The following is a 23,065-nucleotide window of genomic DNA, read 5'->3' on the forward strand; positions in this document are numbered from 1 at the left end:
CCACCCAACCTCCATACTGTAGACAATATTTCGTCGACACAAGCCGTCCGCGAGCCATACGCGACCCGTGAGCGGCCGGACGGCAGCCACCTCCGCGGTATCCCTCAAACCGAACGGAGTGTTCCCGTGAAAGTCGCAGTTCTCGGCGCCGGTGCCATCGGCGCCTACGTCGGCGCCGCGCTCCACCGCGCGGGCGCCGAGGTGCATCTCATCGCCCGTGGACCGCATCTGGCGGCCATGAGGCAGCACGGAGTCAGGGTGCGCAGCCCACGCGGCGACTTCACCGCGCGCCCCCACGCCACCGACGACCCGGCCGAAGTCGGCCCGGTCGACCATGTCTTCCTGGGCCTGAAGGCCAACGCGTACGCGGCGTGCGGGCCGCTGATCGCGCCGCTGCTGCACGAGACGACCTCGGTCGTCGCGGCCCAGAACGGCATCCCCTGGTGGTACTTCCACCGGCACGGCGGTCCGTACGACGGCCACCGTGTCGAGAGTGTCGACCCCGACGGCGCGGTCAGTGCGGTGCTCGCGCCCGAACGGGCCATCGGCTGTGTCGTCTACGCGGCGACCGAACTCGAAGGCCCGGGCGTGGTCCGGCACTTGGAGGGCACGCGGTTCTCCATCGGCGAACCCGACCGCAGCCGCTCGGCCCGCTGTCTCGACTTCAGCGAGGCCATGCAGGCGGGCGGTCTGAAGTGCCCGGTCGAACCGGACCTGCGGGGCGACATCTGGGTCAAGCTGCTCGGCAACATCTCCTTCAACCCGATCAGCGCCCTGGCCCGCGCGACCATGCGGCAGATGTGCCTGCACGGCGGCACCCGCAGGGTCATCGAGATCATGATGACCGAGACGCTGGCGGTGGCCCAGGCCCTCGGCTGCGAGGTCGGTGTCTCCATCGAGCGCCGGCTCGCCGGTGCCGAGCGCGTCGGCGACCACCGCACCTCCACGCTCCAGGACCTGGAGCGCGGCAAGCCGCTCGAACTCGACGTGCTGCTCGCCGCGGTCGTCGAGCTGGCGGAGATCACCGGCGTGGAGGTGCCCACCCTGCGCACCGTGCACGCCATCTCGGACCTGCTCGCGCTGAGGAGCGCCGCATGAGGAAACGCGACCGGACCCCCAAGACCTACACCCGGCTCACCCACCCGCTCGTGCGGGACTCCCGCGACGGGCCGTTCCGGCAGGCCACCTGGGAGGAGGCCCTGGACCGGGCCGCCGCCGGCCTCGGGCGCCACCGCGACGCCTTCGGGATGTTCAGCTGCGCCCGTGCCACCAACGAGATGAACTACGTGGCGCAGAAGTTCGCCCGGGTCGTCATGGGCACCAACAACGTCGACTCCTGCAACCGCACCTGCCACGCCCCGAGCGTGGCGGGCCTGTCGGCGGCGTTCGGCTCGGGCGGCGGGACGTCGTCGTACGAGGAGATCGAGCACACCGACGTCATCGTGATGTGGGGCTCCAACGCCCGGTTCGCGCACCCGATCTTCTTCCAGCACGTGCTGAAGGGGATCCGCAACGGCGCCCGGATGTACGCGGTCGATCCGCGCCGGACCTCGACCGCCGAGTGGGCGGAGAGCTGGATGGGGCTCAACGTCGGCACAGACATCCCGATGGCGCACGCGATCGGCCGCGAGATCATCCACGCGGGGCTCGCGAACGAGGCGTTCATCGAGCGGGCGACCAGCGGCTTCGAGGAGTACAGGGCCCTGGTCGAACCGTGGACGCTGTCCCTCGCCGAGAAGGTGACGGGTGTACCGGCGGCGGCGATCCGGGAGCTGGCGCACGCCTACGCCCGTGCCGAGCGGGCCCAGTTGTGCTGGACCCTGGGCATCACCGAGCACCACAACGGCACCGACAACGTCCGGGCCCTGATCAACCTGTCCCTGCTCACCGGGCACGTCGGCCGCTACGGCTCGGGCCTGCAGCCGCTGCGCGGGCAGAACAACGTGCAGGGCGGCGGCGACATGGGGGCGATCCCCAACCGTCTCCCCGGGTTCCAGGACATCCTGGACGCGAGCGTCCGGCTGAAGTTCGAGTCGGCCTGGGACACCGTCATCCAGCCGCACTACGGCCTGAACCTCACGGAGATGTTCGAGGCGATGGAGGACGGCTCGCTGAAGGCCGTGTACTGCATCGGCGAGAACCCGGCCCAGTCCGAGGCGGACAGCGCACAGGCCGTGCGGCGGCTGAAGGCGCTGGACTTCCTGGTCGTGCAGGACATCTTCCTGACGAAGACCGCCGAGCTCGCGGACGTCGTCCTGCCGGCGACCGCCGGCTGGGCGGAGACCGACGGCACGACCACCAACAGCGAGCGGCGGGTGCAGCGCGTCCGCAAGGCCGTCTCCCCGCCCGGCGAGGCCCGCGAGGACATCGACATCATCTGCGACCTGGCGGCCCGCCTCGGCCACGACTGGAAGTACGCCGACGCCGAGTCCGTGTGGAACGAGCTGAGGTCCGTCTCGCCCGACCACTACGGCATGACGTACGAGCGCCTGGAGGAGCACCAGGGCATCCAGTGGCCCTGCCCGAGCACGGACGGGATCGAACCGACCTATCTGCACGGCCGGTTGTGGGAGGCCGACCCGGCCAGGCGTGGCCCGCTCGCCCCGTTCGGGATCGTGCAGCACGACCCGCCCGTGGACCTCACCGACGAGCGGTACCCGATCCGGCTCACCACCGGGCGGCGGCTCGACTCGTACAACACCGGGGTCCAGAGCGGCGGTTACGCCTCGCCGCTCCGGCGCGGCGAGTTCGTCGAGCTGAGCCCGGAGGACGCCGAGCGCTACGGGGTCGTGGTGGGCGAGCACGTCCAGGTGACCTCGCGGCGCGGTTCGGTGACCGCGCCCGTATGGGTGGACACGGCGCTGCGGCCCGGGCTCGCCTTCATGACCATGCACTTCCCCGACGAGGTGGACACCAACGCGCTGACGATCGAGGCGAACTGCCCGATCGCGGGGACGGCGGAGTTCAAGGCGTCGGCGATCCGGATCGAGAAGCTGCCCATCGCGACCATCGTGGGGTGAAAGCACGTGGACCTGCACTTCGGTGACAGCAAACCGACGGACGAGGAACGAGCGGCTGTCGACGCCCTCCTCGGGCCTCCCGAGTCCTCCTGGGAGGGCGCGGCCCGTGACGAGATGCGAGCCGCCGATCTGAGGTGGGCGCGGGGCGGGCGCGAGGCCCGGGACCGCCGCGACCTGCTGTTGCCGGGGCTGCACGCCGTCAACGACCGGATCGGCTGGATCAGCGAGGGCGCCCTCGACTACCTGTGCCGGCGGCTGACGGTGCCGCCGGCGGAAGCGTACGGGGTCGCCACCTTCTACTCCATGTTCTCGGTCAAGCCCCGTCCCGCGACCGTGCTGCACGTGTGCACGGACCTGGCGTGCGCGGCGGCCGGTGCGCCGGAGCTGTGCGCCGGGATCGAGGAGCGGCTCGGCCTCGGCAGCGGGGTGAGTGTCGAGCGCAGCCCGTGCCTGGGCCTGTGCGAACGGGCCCCGGCAGCACTGGCGATCAAGGCCGGGGACCCCGTGCGCACGGCGGTTGCGGCACCGGCGACCGTCCACGACGCCGTGCTCGCCGCGAGCTCCCCGGACTCCGCGCCCGAGGAGCCGGCGGCCGCGCTGGCCGTGCCCCAGACGGGGCAGGAGGGGCTGATGCTGCTGCACAGGGTCGGCGTGGTCGACCCCTCGTCCCTCGACGACTACCGCGCTCACGGGGGTTACACCGCCCTGCGCCGGGCCTTCGAGCTGGGGCCCGCCGGGGTCATCCGCGAGGTCACCGACTCGGGCCTGGTCGGGCGGGGCGGCGCCGCCTTCCCCACCGGCCGCAAGTGGCAGGCCACGGCGTCCCAGCCCGACCGTCCGCACTACCTCGTCTGCAACGCCGACGAGTCGGAGCCTGGCACGTTCAAAGACCGCGTGCTGATGGAAGGCGACCCCTACGCGCTGGTCGAGGCGATGACGATCGCCGGGTACGCGACCGGCGCGCACCGGGGCTACCTGTATCTGCGCGGCGAGTACCCGCGCGCCCTGCGCCTGCTGGAGCACGCGATCGCGCAGGCCCGTGCGCGCGGACTGCTCGGCGACGACGTCCTCGGGCAGGGCTACGCCTTCGACATCGAGATCCGGCGCGGCGCGGGCGCCTACATCTGCGGTGAGGAGACGGCCCTGTTCAACTCCATCGAGGGCTACCGGGGCGAGCCGCGCTCCAAGCCGCCGTTCCCGGTGGAGAAGGGTCTGTTCGGCAAGCCGACGGTCGAGAACAACGTCGAGACCCTGGTCAACGTCCTGCCGATCCTCACCCTGGGCGCCCCGGCGTACGCGGCGATCGGCACCGGGCGCTCCACCGGTCCGAAGCTGTTCTGCGTGTCCGGGAGTGTGGAGCGGCCCGGTGTCTACGAGGTGCCGTTCGGCGCGACGCTGGGCGACGTGCTCACCCTGGCCGGGGTGCGTGACGGGCTGCGGGCGGTGCTGCTCGGCGGTGCGGCCGGCGGTTTCGTACGGGCCGACGAGCTGGACGTGCCGCTCACCTTCGAAGGGACGCGGGAGGCAGGCACGACGCTCGGGTCGGGGGTCGTCCTGGCCTTCGACGACAGCGTGCCCCTGCCCCGGCTGCTGCTGCGCATCGCGGAGTTCTTCCGCGACGAGTCGTGCGGGCAGTGCGTGCCCTGCCGGGTCGGGACGGTACGGCAGGAGGAGGCGCTGCACCGGATCGTGGAGCGCACGGGCGCGGAGGCAGCCGGTGACATCGCGCTGCTGCGGGAGGTGGGTCGCGCCATGCGGGACGCCTCGATCTGCGGTCTGGGACAGACCGCGTGGAACGCTGTGGAATCCGCCATCGACCGTCTGGGGGCGTACGAATGACCGTCACACCGCTGGGGATCCCGCGCCGCATGCTGGAGTTCACCCTCGACGGGGAGGAGGCCCGGGTCCCGGAGGGCTCGACGATCCTGGACGCCTGCCGGGCGGCGGGGAAGGACGTCCCGACCCTGTGCGAGGGCGACACCCTGCGCCCGAAGAACGCCTGCCGGGTGTGTGTGGTCGAGGTCGAGGGGGCCAGGACACTCGTCCCGGCCTGCTCCCGCAAGGCCGAGCCGGGCATGGAGGTCCGTACGGACACCGAGCGTGCCCGCCACAGCCGCAAGGTCGTCCTGGAACTGCTCGCGTCCTCGGTGGACCTGTCGACGACTCCGAAGGTCGCCGGGTGGCTGAAGGAGTACGAGGCGAAGCCGGATCGTTTCGGCCCGGACGCGGCGCGGCTGAACGAGGAACCGAGGGTCGACAACGACCTGTACGTCCGCGATTACGACAAGTGCATCCTCTGCTACAAGTGCGTCGACGCCTGCGGCGACCAGTGGCAGAACTCCTTCGCGATCTCGGTCGCCGGACGCGGCTTCGATGCCCGGATCGCCGTGGAGCACGACGCGCCGCTGACCGACTCAGCATGCGTGTACTGCGGGAACTGCATCGAGGTGTGCCCGACGGGGGCGCTGTCCTTCAAGTCCGAGTTCGACATGCGCGCGGCGGGTACCTGGGACGAGTCGCGGCAGACGGAGACGACCACGGTGTGCGCGTACTGCGGAGTGGGCTGCAACCTGACGCTGCACGTCCAGGACAATGAGATCGTGAAGGTCACCTCGCCGCACGACAACCCGGTGACCCACGGCAACCTCTGCATCAAGGGCCGCTTCGGCTACCAGCACGTACAGAACCGGGACTGATCAGGACATGGGACGAGTCACGGAACGACGCAAGGTGATCCGCATCCGGGACGGGGTGGTCTCCGGCCGCCCGGACACGCTCGTCGCCGAGGAACCGATGGAGATCCGGCTCAACGGCAAGCCCCTGGCGGTCACCATGCGCACCCCGGGCGACGACTTCGCGCTGGCCGCGGGGTTCCTGGTCAGCGAGGGGGTGCTGGCGGGGCGGCAGGACCTGCAGAACATCGTCTACTGCGCAGGGGCCACGGACGACGGCTCGAACACGTACAACGTCGTCGACGTGAAGACGGCCCCGGGCGTGGTGATCCCCGACATCACGCTGGAGCGCAACGTCTACACCACGTCCTCCTGCGGGCTGTGCGGCAAGGCGTCGCTGGACGCGGTGCGCACCACGGCCCGGTGGCCCATCGCCGACACTCCCCCGGTCCGGATCTCTCCCGAGCTGCTCGCGAGCCTCCCCGACCGGCTGCGCGCGGCCCAGCGGGTCTTCGACCGGACCGGGGGCCTGCACGCGGCGGCCCTGTTCTCGGAAGCGGGCGAGCTGCTGGACGTCCGGGAGGACGTGGGCCGGCACAACGCGGTCGACAAGCTGGTCGGCCGCGCCCTGCAGCACGGGGAGCTGCCACTGTCGCGGGCGGTCCTGCTCGTCTCGGGCCGGGCCTCCTTCGAGCTGGCGCAGAAGGCCGTGATGGCCGGCATACCCGTGCTGGCAGCGGTGTCGGCACCGTCGTCGCTGGCGGTGGACCTGGCCGCCGAGGCGGGCCTGACGCTGGTGGGCTTCCTGCGCGGCAGCTCCATGAACGTGTACGCGGGTGAGGACCGCATCGCCCTGCGGGCCGCGGCCGCCCAGGGCTGAGCAGGTTCCTCCGCTGCACGGCGGCGGGGCCCCGACCGGCGGGGAGCGCCCCCTGCGCCGCAGGGGCCCCGTCTCGGCCTGCCCAGGGCGTCACGCCTGGTCGGCCGTACCGGATATCCGGAGCAGCATCGCCATGAACTGCTCCCGCTCGGTCGCGGACAGTGGTGCGAGCAGTTCGTCGTTGGCGGCGCGGGCCGCCTTCTCGCAGCGCTTCAGCAGCCGTGCCCCCCGATCGGTGAGGGACACGGCGTTCTTGCGGCGGTCTTCCGGGTTGGGCTCGCGGACCACGAGGCCGGCCGTCTGGAGGTCGTTGAGCACGCCGACCAGGTCCTTGGGGTCCAGCCGGACCCCGCGGCCGAGGTCCGCCTGGGCGACGGGTGCGAGGTCGCGGACAGCGGCCAGCACCACGTGGTGCCACATCCGCATGTCCTCCTCCGCCAGCGCCTCGGCCACCAGGGTCCGGCCGCGGGCGGCGGCCCGGCCGAGCAGCCAGCTGGGGAGGGAGCGGATAGCGGGCAGGGGGGCTTCCGACATGGGCGCAGCCTAACCACAAAATCGTTGGTTCTTCCTATGATCCTCCTATATCGTTGGGGTTCCCAATGAATACGTGGGGACCACCGACGATCCCGGAGGTGCGATGCGCCGCGTCCGCTACGAATCCCGAGGCGGCCCCCTCTTCGTGGAGGAGGCGCCGCTCCCCCGGCCCGGCCCCGGAGAGCTGCTCGTGCGCACGGAGGCCGTCGGCGTGACGCTCCCGGTCGTCCGCAAGGTCACCGAGGCGGACGAGCCCGTCCCGCTCGGCGGCGAGATCGCCGGCGAGGTCGTGGCCGTCGGCGAGGGCGTCTCCGACTTCGGCACCGGCGACCGGGTGACCGGCCTCTGCTTCGGCCACGGCTACGCGGACTTCGCGGTGCTGCACGAAGCCATGGCCTCCCCGGTCCCCGGGGACGCGAGCGCCGTCGACGCGGTCGCCCTGGTCCGCAGCGGCCTGGTCGCGCTGGGTGCCCTGGAGGCGGCCCGTCCCGAGCCGGGGGAGGCGGCCCTGGTCACCGCGGCCGCGAGCGGTGTCGGCCACCTGGTCGTGCAGCTGGCCAGGACGCGCGGCGCCGGGCGCGTGGTGGGAGCCGTCTCCGACCCGGGCAAGGCCGACTTCGTGCGCGGTCTCGGCGCCGACCACGTCATCTCGTACGGCGACGCGAGCTGGGGAACACCCGTGGACTACGTCCTGGACGCGGTCGGGGGCGAGTTGCTCACCCGTGCCCTCCACGCGCTCGTCCCCGAGGGGCGGCTGGTGGCGTACAGCTCGGGCGGCGGCGCCATCCAGGCCTACGACCTGCTCGTGGGCGCCAAGTCGGTCATCGGGTTCCAGATGGCCCGCATCGCCCGGGGCAGACCGGAGCTGTACGAGCAGTGGCGTGAGGAACTGTGGCGGCTGTTCGCGGCCGGAGAGCTCAGGCCCGCCGTCCACGGGGAGTTCGCCCTGGAGGACGCGGCCAAGGCGCACGCGGAGATCGAGGGGCGGTCCAACCTGGGCAAGGTCGTCCTGATGCCCTGACGGGCGCTTCTCGTGGGGGGGTTGTCCACCCGAGTACCGCCTGCGGCCGACGCGTCGGACGTGGAGTGTCCGGCACGACCGGATGTCCTTCTCCACGCCCGGTGGTCCGGCCGGCGGACGCATGAAGGTCAGGTCGCACCATGCCGTCGAGTCTTCACGCACGTCTGAGATCCACCCTGACAGCCGCCGTCGCCGGGGCGCTCCTCGCGCCCACGACCGCGGCGTACAGCCGGCCCGTCACGGCCTCGGGACGGTTCGACCAGCAGGTGCTCTTCAAGGCCTCCCAGGACCCGGGCTACGCCTGTTTCCGCATTCCGGCCATGGTGCGCACCACCGGCGGCACGCTGCTCGCCTTCGCCGAGGGCCGTGTCCTCAACTGCGGTGACGCGGCCGACATCGACATCGTTCTCAAACGCTCCACCGACGGCGGCCGCACCTGGGGGCCGCTCCAGGTCGTCACCGAGGGCGCGGGCGACACGCACGGCAATCCGGCGCCCGTCGTGGACCGCAGGTCAGGCCGGATCCTGCTGGCCGAGACGTACAACACCGGCCGGGAGGACGCCGGCAACTGCACCGTCCCCTGCGACCGCACCCCGCACCTGCAGTACAGCGACGACGACGGCCGCACCTGGTCGAAGCCGCGCGACCTGAGCGCCGCCATCCTGCCCGAGGACTGGAACTCCTGGTACGCGACCGGCCCCGTGCACGGCGTCCAGCTGACCCGCGGCAGGCACGCCGGGCGGCTGGTGTTCGGCGTCAACGCCGAGACGTGGGACGGCACGAGCGTCTCCGCCGCCCACGCCGCGCTCGTCGTCAGCGACGACGGCGGCGACTCCTGGCGCGTGGGCGCCACGGACACCTGGCCCGTGGCGCAGGACGGCACGGTCCGGCAGAGGCCGTCCGAGGTGACGCTCACCGAACGCGCCGACGGCGCCCTGCTCGTCAGCGGCCGGGAACAGGACGGCACCGACCTGGGCCACCGCTCCCAGACCCTCAGCACGGACGGCGGCGACAGCTTCGCCACGCCCTTCCGGGGCCTGCCGGACCTGTACACCCCGCAGGTCCAGGGCGCGACCCTGCGCCTCGGCGAGCGGATGCTGCTGTCCGCTCCGGCCGACCCGGACCGCCGCCGCACCATGATGATCCGCTCCTCCTACGACGGCGGGCGCACCTGGGAGAGCGTGGACCGGGGCACGGTCGTCACCACGGACTGGTCCGGCTACTCCGACATGGCGGCTCTGGGCGGCACGGCGGTGGGACTGCTGTACGAGGGCGGCGCGGCCGACGCGCGCGAGGAGATCCGCTTCGCCCGCTTCACCGACGACTGGCTGAAGCCGCGTCGGGGCGCCGACCCGGCCACGCCTGACGCGGCGGCGGGTGGCCGGCCCGCGGCCGTGCTCGGCGGCGCGGCGCGGACGGACGGCGTCCGGGGAGGCGCACTGTCCTTCGACGGCACCGACGACGCCGTCCGGCTCCCGTACCGGTCCCGGCCGGCGCTCGGGGAGGGGGACTTCACGGTGTCGCTGCACTTCCGCTACGCGGCCACGGCCGGTGAGCAGCCCTTCCTGTGGATGGGCGGCATCGGCGGCACCCAGCCGCAGATCTGGCTGCGCGGGGAACCCGCGAGCGACCGGGTCCGGGCGCTGATCACCACCAGGACGGGTGCGACGGCCGTCAGGTCGGCCTCGGTGTGGACCGACGGCGCCCGCAACGACGGCCGCTGGCACCATCTGGCGCTGCGCCGGGGCGGCGGGCGGCTGACCCTGTTCCTCGACGGCACGCCGCTCACCACCGCTGACGTGCCGGGCTCGGTCAGCCGCAACTCGCCGTTCGGCGTGCACATCGGCCAGCGCATGGACAGCCGGGCCTTCCTCACCGGGGCGATCGACGACGTGCGGGTGTGGAACCGGGCCCTGAGCGACGATGAGCTGGCCTTCGGCGCCTCGGGCGCGGCCTCGCGGGGCACGGTGCTGTGGCTGCCCATGGACCGGGTGAGCGGCAGCAACTAACGTCACGGGACGTGCCCGACGACTCAGGAGCATTACGAGCACGACAGCGCACGGGAACCGGGATCGGCCTGCTGCTGGTCCTGGTGCTCGGCGCGGCGCTGATCGTCGCCCTGCCCGGCGACGACGGTCCGGACGACGACGCCTGCCAGGCGCTCACCGTAGGGTCCTGGGACAGGGACGACGCCCTCGACGCCGAGTTCGCCCGCTACGGCGACGACGCGAGCCGCACGGACGACTGGACCGGCGGCGACGGCACCCACTCGGTGCGGCTGCCGGACGGCCGGGTGCTGTGGCTGTTCTCGGACACCTATCTGGGCCGGGTGTACGGCCCGCCCAATCCGCACGGCGAGTCCTACGCCTGGCGGGACGCCACCACGCCGCTGGTGCGCAACTCGGCCGTGCTGATGCGCGACGGCCGGCTCGAATCCACCCTGCCCGCCCCGCTGTTCGCCGACCCGGCACCGGACCGGTGGCGCTGGCCGGTCGCCGCACGCGTCGAACCCCGCTCCCCCGGCTCCTCGGAGCAGGTCGTCCGGGTGCTGCTGTGGGTGCGCACGGCGGGACAGGCCCCGTGGATCTACGGCGTGCCCACCGCGACCGAGGTCGCCACCCTGTCACTGCCCGGGCTGCGCCTGGAATCGATCGTCGAGGTGTTCGGACAGCAGTCGGTGCCTGACCCGTCCCGGCGGGTGCTGTTCGGCACGACGCTGGTCGAGGAGGACGGCTGGACGTACGTGTTCGGCGGCGACGACGGCCGGGCCGCCTCCCGTCCCGCCTCACACGCGTACGCGGCCCGGGTGCCGGAGGGCCGGCTCGCGGACCCCTCGGCCTGGCAGTACTGGAGCGGCTCGGCGTGGGTGCCGCGTGCCCGTCCCCGTCCGGTGCTCGGGGACGGGCGGAGCAGGGGCGTGGGCAGCGCCTTCTCGGTCGTCCGGGAGGGCGGTACCTACGTGCTGTTCACCATGGCCGCCGGCACGAAGGGGCTGACCACCGTGGCGTCGTACTGGGCCTGCTCCCCGGCCGGGCCGTGGCACGGTCCGGGAGAGGAGTTCGGCCCCCCGCTCCCGCAGGGGCTGGTGGCCGCCTACAACCCGCAGGCGCATCCGGAGCTGAGCGGCGGCGGACGGCTCGTCCTGAGTTACGACGTCAACTGGCTGGAGCCGACGGGCGCCGCCGACCGGCTCAGCCGGAACGTGTCCCTGTACCGACCGCGGTTCGTGTCGCTGCGACTGGCCGCGACGCGCTGACCTCCTCCGCCGCCGCCTCCCGCGCGCGCCGCTTGGCGATCACCGCGCACACGATGAGCTGCATCTGGTGGAAGAGCATCAGCGGCAGCACGGCGAGGGCCGCCTGCGCGCCGAACAGGACGCTCGCCATGGGCAGTCCGGCGGCCAGCGACTTCTTCGAGCCGGCGAACTGGATCGCGATCCGGTCCGCCCGGCCGAAGCCCAGCGCCTTGCCTCCGTACCAGGTGAGCAGCAGCATCACGGCGAGGATCACGGCCTCGACGACGGCCAGGGCGCCCAGCCGCACCGGGCTGACCTGGTGCCATATGCCCTGGACCATGCCCGCGCTGAACGCGGTGTAGACGACGAGCAGGATGGAGCCGCGGTCCACCAGACCGAGGACCTGCTTGCGGCGCGTGACGAAGCTGCCGATCCAGCGGCGCAGCAGCTGCCCCGCGAGGAACGGCACCAGCAGCTGCAGCACGATCTTCAGCAGCGAGTCGGCGGAGAAGCCGCCGCCGCTGCCGCCGAGCAGCGAGGCCGCGAGCAGCGGGGTGGCGACGATGCCGATGAGGGAGGAGAAGGAGCCCGCGCAGATCGCGGCGGGGACGTTGCCGCGGGCCATCGACGTGAAGGCGATCGACGACTGGACGGTCGACGGGACCAGGGTGAGGAAGAGCAGGCCCTGGTAGAGCGGGTGCGTCAGGATCACCGGCACCAGCCCGCGGGCCGCGAGACCGAGCAGCGGGAAGACCAGGAAGGTGCAGGCCAGAACGGTCACGTGCAGCCGCCAGTGCCGCAGTCCGTCGAGCGCCTCACGGGTGGAGAGCCGGGCGCCGTACAGGAAGAAGAGGAGGGCGACCGCCGCCGTGGAAGCACCCGAGGCGACATCTGCGGCCGTTCCGCGCGCCGGGAACAGTGCGGCGAGGCCCACGGTCCCGAGGAGGAGCAGGATGTAGGGGTCGATCGGCATCCAATGCGGCCAGCGCAGGCGTTTCACGGTGCTCCACTTGCTTTGGTACTTCGGTCGGTCCGGGGGCCGTAGCGGTCCCCTTCCATCCTGCTTCCCCGACCGGCGATCGGGAATCCGGTATACCGCTCTCACTGTCATCGCGTTCCGCGATAGCCTGGGCCCATGTACGACCCGTCCCAGCTGCGCACGTTCCTGTCGGTGGCGCAGACGCTGAGTTTCACGCAGGCCGCGCGGCGGCTCGGGGTGCGGCAGTCGACGGTCAGCCAGCACGTGCGGCGCCTGGAGGACGCCACCGGACGCACGCTGTTCAGCCGGGACACGCACTCGGTCGAGCTGACCGAGGACGGCGAGGCCATGCTGGGCTTCGCGCGCCGGATCCTGGAGGTGCACGAGCAGGCGGCGGCGTTCTTCACGGGCACCCGGCTGCGCGGCCGGTTGCGTTTCGGCGCCTCGGAGGACTTCGTCCTGACGCGGCTGCCCGAGATCCTGGAGGGCTTCCGGCACGAGCATCCGGAGGTCGACCTGGAGCTGACGGTCGAGCTGTCGGGCACGCTGCACGAGCAGCTGGCCGCCGGGAAGCTGGATCTGGTCCTGGCCAAGCGGCGGCCCGAGGACCCGCGGGGCGAGCTGGTCCGGCACGACCGGCTGGTGTGGATCGGCGCGGAACGCCTCCGGCTCGACCCGGACCGCCCGGTGCCGCTCATCGTCTACCCGCCGCCCGGCATCACCCGCGCACTCGCCCTGGAGGCCCTGGAACGGCAGGGCCGCGGCTGGCGTGTGGTGTGCACCAGCGGCAGCCTCAACGGCCTCGTCGCGGCGGCCCGGGCCGGTCTCGGTGTGATGGCCCACTCCCGCGGCCTGATCCCACCGGGTCTGGTCCGGATCCCCGACCGGGCCGGGCTGCCGGTACTGGGACAGGTCGACTTCGTCCTGGTGCACGGCCGGCGCCGCCCCTCCGCCCAGGGCGCGGCGGACGCCCTGGCAGCGGCGATCCTGGCAGGCGGGGACCGGCTGCAGCGCAGCGCGCGGAAGGGGCTGTGATCTGGCCGGTCCATCGCCTCCGGCGGAAGCGGAGTGACAGAATCCGCCGCCCTTTCGCTGACAGAAGGGACCCCCTTCGACGGTGCTCCCGCTCCACGGCCGGACTCGTACAGATTCGGTGGAGATTACGGCACCGAAACTTGCTCAACCGTCAGGTTTGTGTCCGACCCTTCCCCATGTGAGCGCTTTTTCCCTCGCTGACCAGCGCGGACCGGAGCGGTGTGTGCTTCCGTACCCCCTCCCGCGCCCCGGCCGGGTGGGGTAGCTTTCACGGCGCTGTGCGGGGCGTCACTCGACAAGAGCGCTGAGGAACGGGGAGCGGGGTTTGCGCGAGTTCACCAACCCTCCGTTGGCGTTGGCACCTCCGGTGGGCGGTCTGGCCGACGTGGTCTTCGAGCATGCCCAGGAGGACCCGCAGCACATCGCGCTGGGCCGCAAGGACGACTCCGGACAATGGCAGGACGTCACCAGCGCCGAGTTCCGCGACGAGGTGCTCGCCCTGGCCAAGGGCCTGCTGGCGAGCGGCATCCGGTTCGGCGACCGGGTCGCGATCATGTCCCGTACGCGCTACGAGTGGACCCTGTTCGACTACGCGCTGTGGACGATCGGCGCCCAGGTCGTGCCGGTCTATCCGACGTCCTCGGCCGAGCAGTGCTTCTGGATGCTCTACGACGCCGAGGTGACGGCCGCGGTGGTGGAGCACGAGGACCACGCGATGACGATCGCCACCGTCATCGACCGGCTCCCCCGGCTTCGCCGGCTGTGGCAGCTGGACTCCGGCGCCGTGCACGAGCTGTACGACGCGGGCGCGCACCTCGACGACGAGGTGGTGCATCGCCACCGGCAGGCCGTCACACCCGAGTCGGTCGCCACGATCATCTACACCTCGGGCACCACCGGCCGCCCCAAGGGCTGTGTCCTCACGCACGGCAACTTCATGTACGAGGCGGACACCGTCATCGAGCGCTGGGAGCCGGTCTTCCACTCCCGGCGCGGCGACGAGGCGGCGACCCTGCTGTTCCTGCCGCTCGCGCACGTCTTCGGGCGGATGGTCCAGGTCGCCGGGATCCGCGGCAAGGTGAAGTTCGGCCACCAGCCGCAGCTGAACGCGGCGGCCCTGCTGCCGGATCTGGCCGCGTTCAAGCCGACGTTCTTCCTGGCCGTGCCGTACATCTTCGAGAAGGTGTTCAACGCGGCCCGCCGCAAGGCCGAGAAGGAGGGGCGCTCCGGCCCCTTCGAGAAGGCCGTCGACATCGCGATCAGGTACGCGGACGCGATGGAGGCCAAGGCCTGGGGCACCGGCCCCGGCCCGTCGGCGGGCCTGCGCATGCAGCACCAGCTGTTCGACAAGCTCGTCTACACCAAGATCCGCGCCGCGATGGGCGGCCGCATCAAGCACGCCATGTCCGGCGGCTCGGCGATGGACCGCCGCCTCGGGCTGTTCTTCGCCGGGGCGGGCGTGCACATCTACGAGGGCTACGGCCTGACCGAGTCCACGGCGGCCGCGACCGCCAACCCGCCCGGACGAACCCGGTTCGGCACGGTCGGGCAGCCCATCCCGGGCATGACCGTGCACATCGCGGACGACGGCGAGATCTGGCTGCACGGCGAGAACGTCTTCCAGGGATATCTCAACAACCAGAAGGCCACCGACGCGACCCTGCACGACGGCTGGCTCGCCACCGGCGACCTCGGCGCTCTGGACGAGGACGGCTTCCTCACCATCACCGGCCGCAAGAAGGAGATCCTCGTCACGTCCGGCGGGAAGAGCGTCTCCCCCGGCGTGCTGGAGGAACGCGTCCGGGACCATCCGCTGGTCAATCAGTGCATCGTGGTCGGCAACGACCGCCCGTACATCGCCGCCCTGATCACCCTCGACCAGGAGGCCGTGGAGCACTGGCTGGCCATGCGGTCCAAGCCGCAGATGTCGCCGGCGCAGCTGGTGCGCGACGCGGATCTTGAGACGGAGGTGCGCCGCGCGGTGGTCGCCGCCAACACGCTCGTCTCGCAGGCCGAGTCGATCCGCACGTTCCGCATACTGGCCCAGCCGTTCACGGAGGAGCACGGGCTGCTGACCCCGTCCCTGAAGCTGAAGCGGAAGGCCATCGAGAACGCCTACGAGAACGAGGTCGAGGCGCTCTACCGGGCGTGACCTCCGCCCCGATGGGCAGGTGTGGCTTCGGAGATCTCCCGTCAGGAATGCATCACCGCCCGTGATCGTTGACGATGGGAGCACACTGACCACTTACCGAAGGATCGAGAGCTCGTGAGCAAGGTCCCCCCGATCATCCTGAACAACGGCGTCGAGATGCCCCAGCTGGGCTTCGGCGTCTGGCAGGTGCCGGACGACGAGGCCGAGACGGCCGTCGGGACGGCACTGGAGGCCGGGTACCGCAGCATCGACACCGCGGCGATCTACGGCAACGAGAAGGGCACCGGCAAGGCCATCGCCGCCGCCGGCGTGCCCCGCGAGGAGCTCTTCGTCACCACGAAGCTCTGGAACGCCGACCAGGGATACGACTCCACGCTGCGCGCCTTCGACACCTCGCTGGAGAAGCTGGGCCTGGACTTCGTCGACCTGTACCTGATCCACTGGCCGACGCCGGAGCGGGGTCTGTACGTCGACACCTACAGGGCGTTCGAGAAGCTGCACGCCGACGGCCGGATCCGGGCCATCGGTGTCTCCAACTTCCTTCCCGAGCACCTGGAGAAGCTGATCGGTGAGACGTCGGTCGTCCCGGCGGTGAACCAGATCGAGCTGCACCCGCACCTGCAGCAGGCCGCCTCCCGTGAGTACCACGCACAGCAGGGCATCGCCACCGAGGCCTGGTCCCCGCTCGGCCAGGGCAAGGGCCTGCTGGAGGTCCCGGCGATCGTGGCCATCGCCCGCAAGCACGGCCGCACCCCGGCCCAGGTGGTGCTGCGCTGGCACATCCAGCTGGGCAACGTGGTGATCCCGAAGTCCGTGACGCCGTCGCGGATCAAGGAGAACATCGAGGTGTTCGACTTCAGCCTCGACGACGAGGACCTGGCGGCGATCAGCGCGCTGAACGAGGACCGGCGCATCGGCCCGGACCCGGCCGAGTTCAACGGCGCCTGAACCGCACCGGCAGCACCCGGTCCCGAAGCCCCCTCGCGGGGCCGGAGCCCCGGCAGCGCCCCGGCCCGGGCCCCTCACGGAGGCCCGGCCCGGGGCGCCTCGTTCCCGCCGCCTCGGACCGGCTGTCCCAACGGGCGTACGACTGGTGTTGACGTCGACGCCCTCCTGCCGGCTCATCGCCCGGACGGCGGCGCGACCAGGGTGACGCCCACGTCCCCTTCGGTGACCTGCCGCCGGGTGTTCTCGGCGAGACCTGTCACCGCCCTCCCCCACTGCTCTCGAAGTCAGGGGCGGCCGCGTTACCCCGCCCGCACCGCCGTGTGCACCGTGTGGGCCTCCAGAACGAACACGTCCGGGCGGCGGTGCAGGCTCGCCTCGTCGTCGGGGTCGAGCAGACGGTCGACGGTCGCGAGGTCCTCGGCGTCGAGCTCCCCGGCGAGCATGTCGCGCAGGTGCGACAGCGACGCCACGACATAGGAGCGCGCCCGGTCCGAGGCCGGGGCCGGGAGATCGAGCAGGAAGCTGTGCGTCCTCGTGTGCTTGAGACCCGCGGCGGCCAGCAGGGCCGGCCAGTGCTCGGTCTCGGCCACGTGCCCGGGCAGGTCGGTGCGCATCCGGCTGAACCACTCCGCCTCCACCGCGTCGATCCGCGCCTGGAGACCGGGCCGGCCGATGCCGATGTCGCGCGGCAGGAACCGCAGGGGCAGACCGCCCTCCATGAGGGCCAGCGTGCCGCCCGGCGCGAGCCGCTGCGCGAAGGCGGCCAGCGCGGCCCGCTGGTCGCCCAGGTGGTGCAGGCTGCGGCTCGCCCAGAGCAGATCGGCGGGGTAGTCCAGCTCGTCGAGCACCTCGGGCAGATCACCGGTGAGCGTGCCGAAGCGGTCGGCGACGCCCAGGCGCCCGGCCCGTGCCCGGGCCCGCTCCAGCAGCGCCTCGGAGCCGTCCACCGCCACGATGCGCGCGCCCGGGAACACCTCCGCGAACAGGCACGCCACGACACCCGGCCCGCTGCCGGCGTCGACGATCAGCCCCGGCTCGGTCACCTCCTGCGCCAGCCAGCCCAGGGCACGCTCGTAGAGGGACGCGAACAGTTCCGCCGAGGACTCCAGCATCGGGCCCATCTCGGCCCAGTCGAGATGGGTGTGGTCGTGCCGAGGGCCGTGGCCCCGCTCGTGGTCGTGGTGATCGTGCCCCATGGTGGTCAGCCTCTCGCTCGGATGCGGTCAGCGTGCACCGGCACACCGGACGGAGGCCACTGCTGTTGCCGGTCCCGCAAAATCCGCCGGGGCCCGGTGCCCCGGCGGATCAGCGGTTCACCGCGAACCGGTCAGGACAGCGGCGGGTAGGCGTTCTGCATCAACTGCCGGAACTGGGCGGAGAACCAGTGCCCGGACAGCGGCGCGTCCGGCAGGGCACCGGACATGTTGTGGTTGTTGCGCGGGTTGCCCGTGTAGGTCGGGTCGCACATGCGGTCGAAGCCCTTGCCCTCGTCGTTGGGGATCTGCTTGCTGGCCCCGTCGGACTCGCCCGGCGGCTTCATCCACACGTACGCGTCGATCCCCGCGGCCGGGGCGGCCTTCGGACGCTCACCGAGACCGGCTCCGGACTGGTTGCACCAGTTGCCGGCGTTGAAGCGACGGTCGTACCGCCCGCCGTCGACATAGGTGTCGACGCTGGTCGTCGCACCCGGCCCGGTGGGCCGTGCGGTGCCGCCCCAGCCGTTGCGGGAGGTGTCGATCAGCATGCCGATGCCCGAGTTGAAGCCCGCCGTGACCAGCCGGGTGCGGAAGGCCTGGGCGTAGGACAGCTCGTCGAGGTAGCGGTTCCAGTCGATCCACTTCGACTCACGGACGGACTTGCCGGCCACCGTGTCGTCGATGGTGAAGTTGTTCTCCTTCAGGGCGCTGTAGTTCGCCGTGTTGGTGATGAAGCCGTGGACGTCGTTCACCGTGGCGCCCTCGGCGGTCGCCGCCTCCTTCATGATGGCGGCGGTGGGGCCGAAATTGTCGTCCCAGCCGATCCAGCCGTGGTGCCCGGCGTCGACGTAGTTGTAGACGTTCGGCACGTCGCCGAGCTTGTTCAGCGCGTAGCCGACACCCTTGACGTAGTTGCCGTTGGCCTTCATCACGTCGCACTGCGGGACGGCCGTCGGGCGGCTGCCGGTGTTGGTGACGAGGTTGGGCAGCGAGTCGATCTCGACCGTGGTGACGATCCGCAGCGAGGCGTACTTCGGGTCGGCGAGGATGGCCTTGATGGGATCGATGTACTCGGTCTTGTAGCGACCGATCTCGTCGGCCTTCAGCTCGCCGTTGGAGGCCAGGGCGGAGCAGTCCCGGCCGGGCAGGTTGTAGATGACGAACTGGACGACGAGCTCGCCGGAGCCCTTCTGGCGCAGCGCCTCGTCGAGGTGGGCACGCAGGCCCATCTTGCCGTTCGCGCCGTTGATGGCCGCGATGCGGTCCAGCCAGACGCCCGTGGGCTGGTTGGAGACGCGGCTGCCGCCCGGCTCGGCGGCGGCGTTCGCGGACCACTCCGGGTTCACGTACACCTTCGCGCCCTCGTAGGGGTTGTTCACCCGGTTGGACGGTCCGCCCGGGTCCGGCGGATCCGTCGGGCCGCCGGGACCGCCGCCGTCGACGTTGCACGTGACACCGTCGAGGGTGAAGGTCGCCGGGACCGCGTTGCTGCCGCTGTAGCTGCCCTGGAAGCCGAAGCTCACCGAAGCGCCGGACCCCAGCTGGGCGTTGTACGTCTCGTTGGCGGCGGTGACGGCGGCACCGCTCTGGTTCAGCTTGGCGTTCCAGCCGCTGGTGACCTTCTGGTCGCCGGCGTACGACCACTTCAGCGACCAGGACGACTTGGCGGCGCTGTTGTTGGTGATGGTCACGGCGGCCGTGAAGCCGGTGCTCCACTGGTTCTGGATCTTGTAGTCGACGGTGCAGGGGACGGCGGCGGCGTCGGCACCGCCCGGGTCGACGGCGAAGGCGGTTCCGGTCACGCCGCCGACCAGGGCCATGGCGGCCAGTAACGCGGTTCTCGTACGGCTCATGAGTGGGGGTCCCTCTTTCCGTTGGGTTCCTTGCGCTGTGCGCGGTTCCGTGGGGGGTTCAGAGGTGCGGTGAGGTGTTCAGCAGGTGCGGTGGGGTGTCCGCGGGCATGCCGGGGCCGGTGCGGCGCCGTATGCGGCCGACGGAGGGCGGCGACTGTCCGCCGCGCGCGGCGCTCTCACGCCGGCGGCGGCTCAAAGTACTGAACGCGGGGGGTGTCGCATGAGCGACTCCTTGCAGGTCGGGCGTGCCGTCACGGACGCGTCGAACTGATGGAACCGCTCCCACTGGTGTCAAGGAAGGTAGCGGCAAGTGACGGTAAAGAACAGGGGAGTCACTGACTTTTGCTCAGCGCGAGGCGTCGAATCTTTTCGACTCTTCGAGAACCTTGACCGGTACCTGACGCATCCGCACTATGGGAGCGCTCCCACTGGTTCAAGCCTTGACTTCTCCGAGCCCCAAGGAGGAACCAGCACCATGCATCCCCCACCCCGGAGGCGGAGAGCAGTGCGGCGTCTGTGGACCGCCGCGCTCGCAGCTCTCACCCTTCCGTTGACGATGCTCTCCTCAGGGTCGACTCCCGCACAGGCTGCGGCACTTCAGTGCAGTGTCGACTACAGGACGAACGACTGGGGCTCCGGTTTCACCGTGGACCTCACCCTCACCAACCGCGGCACGGACGTCATCGACGGCTGGACGCTGACCTACGCCTACTCCGGCAACCAGAGGCTGGGCAACGGCTGGAACGGCACCTGGTCGCAGTCCGGCCAGAACATCACCGTGAAGAACGCCTCCCACAACGGTCGGGTCGCGGCGGGCGCCGCCGTCTCCACAGGTGCCCAGTTCTCCTACAGCGGCTCCAACACCGCGCCCACGTCGTTCTCGGTCAACGGCACGCCCTGCACCGGTGCGCACCAGCCGCCCATCGCCGTGCTGACCAGCCCGAGCGCGGGCGCCGTCTACACCCAGGGTCAGGCGGTGCCGCTGGCGGCCACCGCGGCTGCCGCGGACAACGCCACGATCAGCAAGGTGGAGTTCTACGACGACACCGCGCTGCTGGGCACGGACACCAGCGCGCCCTACACGCTGTCCGTCTCCGACCTGGCCGTGGGCAGTCATTCCCTGGTCGCGAAGGCCTACGACAGCATGGGCGCCTCCGCCGATTCCACGCCGGTCGGCATCACCGTCTCCTCCGGCCCGACCGTCGTCGCCTCGCCCCTCCAACTGGGCGTCCAGTCCGGCAAGTCGGGCACCTACGAGGTGAAGCTGTCCAAGCAGCCGGCCTCCAGCGTGACGGTGACGTCGGCCCGCGCGAGCGGCAATTCGGGGCTGTCGGTCTCGGCCGGCGCCTCGCTGACCTTCACGCCGCAGAACTGGAACACCGCGCAGAAGGTGACCGTCGCGGCCGCGAACTCCGGCACCGGGTCGGCCGTGTTCGAGTCGACGGCCCCGGGCCACGCCAAGGCCTCGGTCACCGTCACCCAGCTGGCGGCGTCGAAGGTCTACGACGCCCGTTTCCTGGAGCTGTACGGGAAGATCACCAACCCGGCGAACGGCTACTTCTCCCCCGAGGGCATCCCCTACCACTCGGTCGAGACGCTGATCGTCGAGGCGCCGGACCACGGCCACGAGACCACCTCGGAGGCGTACAGCTACCTCCTGTGGCTCCAGGCCATGTACGGCAAGGTGACGGGTGACTGGTCGAAGTTCAACGGCGCGTGGGACCTCATGGAGAAGTACATGATCCCCACCCGTGCCGACCAGCCGACCAACTCCTTCTACAACGCCTCCAAGCCGGCCACCTACGCGCCCGAGCTGGACACGCCGAACGAGTACCCGGCCAAGCTCGACACCGGTGTGCCGGTCGGCCGCGACCCGATCGCGGCCGAGCTGAAGAGCGCGTACGGCACGGACGACGTCTACGGCATGCACTGGCTGCAGGACGTCGACAACGTCTACGGCTACGGCAACGCGCCCGGCAAGTGCGAGGCGGGCCCCTCGGACACCGGCCCCTCGTACATCAACACCTTCCAGCGCGGCGCGCAGGAGTCGGTGTGGGAGACGGTGCCGCAGCCGACCTGCGACGCCTTCAAGTACGGCGGCAGGAACGGCTATCTGGACCTGTTCACCGCTGACGCCTCCTACGCCAAGCAGTGGAAGTTCACCAACGCTCCGGACGCCGACGCGCGGGCCGTGCAGGCCGCGTACTGGGCCGACATCTGGGCCAAGCAGCAGGGCAAGGGCTCGGCCGTCTCCGCGACGGTCGGCAAGGCCGCCAAGATGGGCGACTACCTGCGCTACTCCATGTACGACAAGTACTTCAAGAAGGTGGGCAACTGCGTCGGTCCCGCGGCCTGTCCGGCGGGTACCGGCAAGGACGCCTCGATGTACCTGATGTCCTGGTACTACGCCTGGGGCGGCGCCACCGACACGAGTGCCGGCTGGGCCTGGCGCATCGGCTCCAGCCACGCCCACGGCGGCTACCAGAACCCCCTCGCGGCCCACGCACTCGCCAACTACGCGCCGCTGAAGCCGAAGTCGGCGACGGGACAGGCGGACTGGGCCAAGTCCATGGACCGGCAGCTGGAGTTCTACCGCTGGCTGCAGTCGGACGAGGGTGCCATCGCCGGTGGCGCGACCAACAGCTGGGCGGGCCGGTACGCGACCCCGCCGGCCGGGAAGTCGACGTTCTACGGCATGTACTACGACGAGAAGCCCGTCTACCACGACCCGCCGTCCAACCAGTGGTTCGGCTTCCAGGCGTGGTCGGTGGAGCGGGTCGCCGAGCTGTACCAGCAGACGGGGAACGCCCAGGCCAAGGCCGTCCTGGACAAGTGGGTCGACTGGGCGCTGTCCAAGACCACGTTCAACCCGGACGGCACCTACCGGATCCCGTCGACGCTGCAGTGGTCGGGCCAGCCCGACACCTGGAACGCCTCGAGCCCCGGCGCGAACCGCGGGCTGCACGTCACCGTCGCCGACTACACCAACGACGTCGGTGTGGCGGCCGCGTTCGCCAAGACCCTGACCTATTACGCGGACCGCTCCGGTGACACCGAGGCCGCCGCGGCGGCGAAGAAGCTGCTGGACGGCATGTGGGTCAACCACCAGGACGCCCTCGGGATCGCCGTTCCGGAGAACCGGGCCGACTACAACCGCTTCGACGACCCGGTGCACATCCCGAGCGGCTGGACGGGCACGATGCCGAACGGTGACGCGATCAACTCGTCGTCGACGTTCGACTCGATCCGCTCCTTCTACGAGGACGACCCGGCCTGGTCGAAGATCGAGAGCTATCTGGCCGGCGGGGCCGTCCCGTCGTTCACCTACCACCGGTTCTGGGCCCAGGCGGACATCGCGCTTGCCATGGGCTCGTACGCGGAGCTTCTCGAATAGCCCCCGCCGGGCGCTGCGCGGGGTGGGTGGTTCTTCGGCTGCGGGCCCGTTGTGGCTGGTCGCGCGGTGCCCCGCACCCCTGACAGTGTCCGAAGCTCTGCGTACACGGCCCTGCACCTGACGCAGGGTCACCACGGCCGGGCGGC

The 23,065-nt window shown here is 71.2% G+C and carries 16 protein-coding genes; 12 read left to right on the top strand and 4 right to left on the bottom strand.

The window, feature by feature from the left end; all coding sequences use genetic code 11:
• The first annotated feature begins 126 nt into the window (after positions 1 to 126).
• The 5 genes from AB0F04_RS02815 to fdhD are packed head-to-tail and all read left to right on the top strand — an operon-like array spanning position 127 to position 6,572.
• Positions 127 to 1,098, top strand: coding sequence for a 2-dehydropantoate 2-reductase (locus AB0F04_RS02815; protein ID WP_362036993.1), 972 nt, complete (start codon positions 127 to 129; stop codon positions 1,096 to 1,098).
• Positions 1,095 to 3,020 carry a molybdopterin-dependent oxidoreductase gene (locus AB0F04_RS02820; RefSeq protein ID WP_362036995.1) on the top strand — a complete coding sequence of 642 codons (1,926 nt, stop codon included), beginning with the start codon at positions 1,095 to 1,097 and terminating at the stop codon, positions 3,018 to 3,020. Before AB0F04_RS02815 ends, AB0F04_RS02820 begins: the two co-directional genes overlap by 4 nt.
• A gap of 6 nt (positions 3,021 to 3,026) precedes the next feature.
• Positions 3,027 to 4,859 carry an NAD(P)H-dependent oxidoreductase subunit E gene (locus tag AB0F04_RS02825; RefSeq protein WP_362036997.1) on the top strand — a complete coding sequence of 611 codons (1,833 nt, stop codon included), beginning with the start codon at positions 3,027 to 3,029 and terminating at the stop codon, positions 4,857 to 4,859.
• Complete coding sequence (locus tag AB0F04_RS02830; RefSeq protein WP_362037000.1) at positions 4,856 to 5,716, top strand: 2Fe-2S iron-sulfur cluster-binding protein; 861 nt, start codon at positions 4,856 to 4,858, stop codon at positions 5,714 to 5,716. The genes AB0F04_RS02825 and AB0F04_RS02830 overlap by 4 nt, the downstream gene beginning before the upstream one ends.
• A 7-nt stretch (positions 5,717 to 5,723) precedes the next feature.
• Positions 5,724 to 6,572: a formate dehydrogenase accessory sulfurtransferase FdhD gene (fdhD, locus tag AB0F04_RS02835; protein WP_362037002.1), complete on the top strand. Its 849-nt coding sequence runs from the start codon at positions 5,724 to 5,726 to the stop codon at positions 6,570 to 6,572.
• Positions 6,573 to 6,662: 90 nt separating this feature from the next.
• Here fdhD and AB0F04_RS02840 read toward each other — a convergent pair whose 3' ends face one another.
• Positions 6,663 to 7,106 (bottom strand): MarR family transcriptional regulator, encoded by a 444-nt coding sequence (locus AB0F04_RS02840; protein WP_362037004.1) that lies wholly within the window; start codon positions 7,104 to 7,106, stop codon positions 6,663 to 6,665.
• Positions 7,107 to 7,209: 103 nt separating this feature from the next.
• Between AB0F04_RS02840 and AB0F04_RS02845 the strand changes: the two genes are divergently transcribed.
• The 3 genes from AB0F04_RS02845 (at position 7,210) to AB0F04_RS02855 (ending at position 11,383) form a co-directional block, all read left to right on the top strand.
• Complete coding sequence (locus AB0F04_RS02845) at positions 7,210 to 8,127, top strand: zinc-binding dehydrogenase (RefSeq protein WP_362037331.1); 918 nt, start codon at positions 7,210 to 7,212, stop codon at positions 8,125 to 8,127.
• A gap of 140 nt (positions 8,128 to 8,267) precedes the next feature.
• Positions 8,268 to 10,136, top strand: a complete 1,869-nt coding sequence (locus AB0F04_RS02850) for a sialidase family protein (RefSeq protein WP_362037006.1) — start codon at positions 8,268 to 8,270, stop codon at positions 10,134 to 10,136.
• A gap of 11 nt (positions 10,137 to 10,147) precedes the next feature.
• Positions 10,148 to 11,383: a DUF4185 domain-containing protein gene (locus AB0F04_RS02855; protein WP_362037008.1), complete on the top strand. Its 1,236-nt coding sequence runs from the start codon at positions 10,148 to 10,150 to the stop codon at positions 11,381 to 11,383.
• On the opposite strand, the gene AB0F04_RS02860 is transcribed toward AB0F04_RS02855, so the two are convergent.
• Positions 11,319 to 12,335: a bile acid:sodium symporter family protein gene (locus AB0F04_RS02860; RefSeq protein ID WP_362037333.1), complete on the bottom strand. Its 1,017-nt coding sequence runs from the start codon at positions 12,333 to 12,335 to the stop codon at positions 11,319 to 11,321. The genes AB0F04_RS02855 and AB0F04_RS02860 overlap by 65 nt on opposite strands.
• Positions 12,336 to 12,497: 162 nt before the next feature.
• On the opposite strand from AB0F04_RS02860, the gene AB0F04_RS02865 reads away from it, so the two are divergent.
• From AB0F04_RS02865 to AB0F04_RS02875, 3 genes are all read left to right on the top strand, one after another.
• Positions 12,498 to 13,376 (top strand): LysR substrate-binding domain-containing protein, encoded by an 879-nt coding sequence (locus AB0F04_RS02865; protein ID WP_362037010.1) that lies wholly within the window; start codon positions 12,498 to 12,500, stop codon positions 13,374 to 13,376.
• 325 nt (positions 13,377 to 13,701) lie between these two features.
• Complete coding sequence (locus tag AB0F04_RS02870) at positions 13,702 to 15,528, top strand: AMP-dependent synthetase/ligase (RefSeq protein ID WP_362037012.1); 1,827 nt, start codon at positions 13,702 to 13,704, stop codon at positions 15,526 to 15,528.
• 156 nt (positions 15,529 to 15,684) lie between these two features.
• A complete protein-coding gene (locus tag AB0F04_RS02875; protein ID WP_362037335.1) occupies positions 15,685 to 16,476 on the top strand; it encodes an aldo/keto reductase in 792 nt (263 codons plus the stop codon).
• Between the two features lie 299 nt (positions 16,477 to 16,775).
• Here the strand turns inward: AB0F04_RS02875 and AB0F04_RS02880 are convergent, their stop codons facing one another.
• Positions 16,776 to 17,672, bottom strand: a complete 897-nt coding sequence (locus tag AB0F04_RS02880; protein ID WP_362037014.1) for a class I SAM-dependent methyltransferase — start codon at positions 17,670 to 17,672, stop codon at positions 16,776 to 16,778.
• Positions 17,673 to 17,803: 131 nt separating this feature from the next.
• Positions 17,804 to 19,525 carry a glycoside hydrolase family 6 protein gene (locus AB0F04_RS02885; protein WP_362037016.1) on the bottom strand — a complete coding sequence of 574 codons (1,722 nt, stop codon included), beginning with the start codon at positions 19,523 to 19,525 and terminating at the stop codon, positions 17,804 to 17,806.
• A 475-nt stretch (positions 19,526 to 20,000) separates the two neighbouring features.
• Here AB0F04_RS02885 and AB0F04_RS02890 point away from each other — a divergent pair, with 475 nt between their 5' ends.
• Positions 20,001 to 22,919, top strand: a complete 2,919-nt coding sequence (locus tag AB0F04_RS02890) for a glycoside hydrolase family 48 protein (protein WP_362037017.1) — start codon at positions 20,001 to 20,003, stop codon at positions 22,917 to 22,919.
• The last annotated feature ends 146 nt before the right edge of the window (positions 22,920 to 23,065 follow it).

The organism is Streptomyces sp. NPDC029041, assembly GCF_040637515.1.
GTDB lineage: Bacteria > Actinomycetota > Actinomycetes > Streptomycetales > Streptomycetaceae > Streptomyces.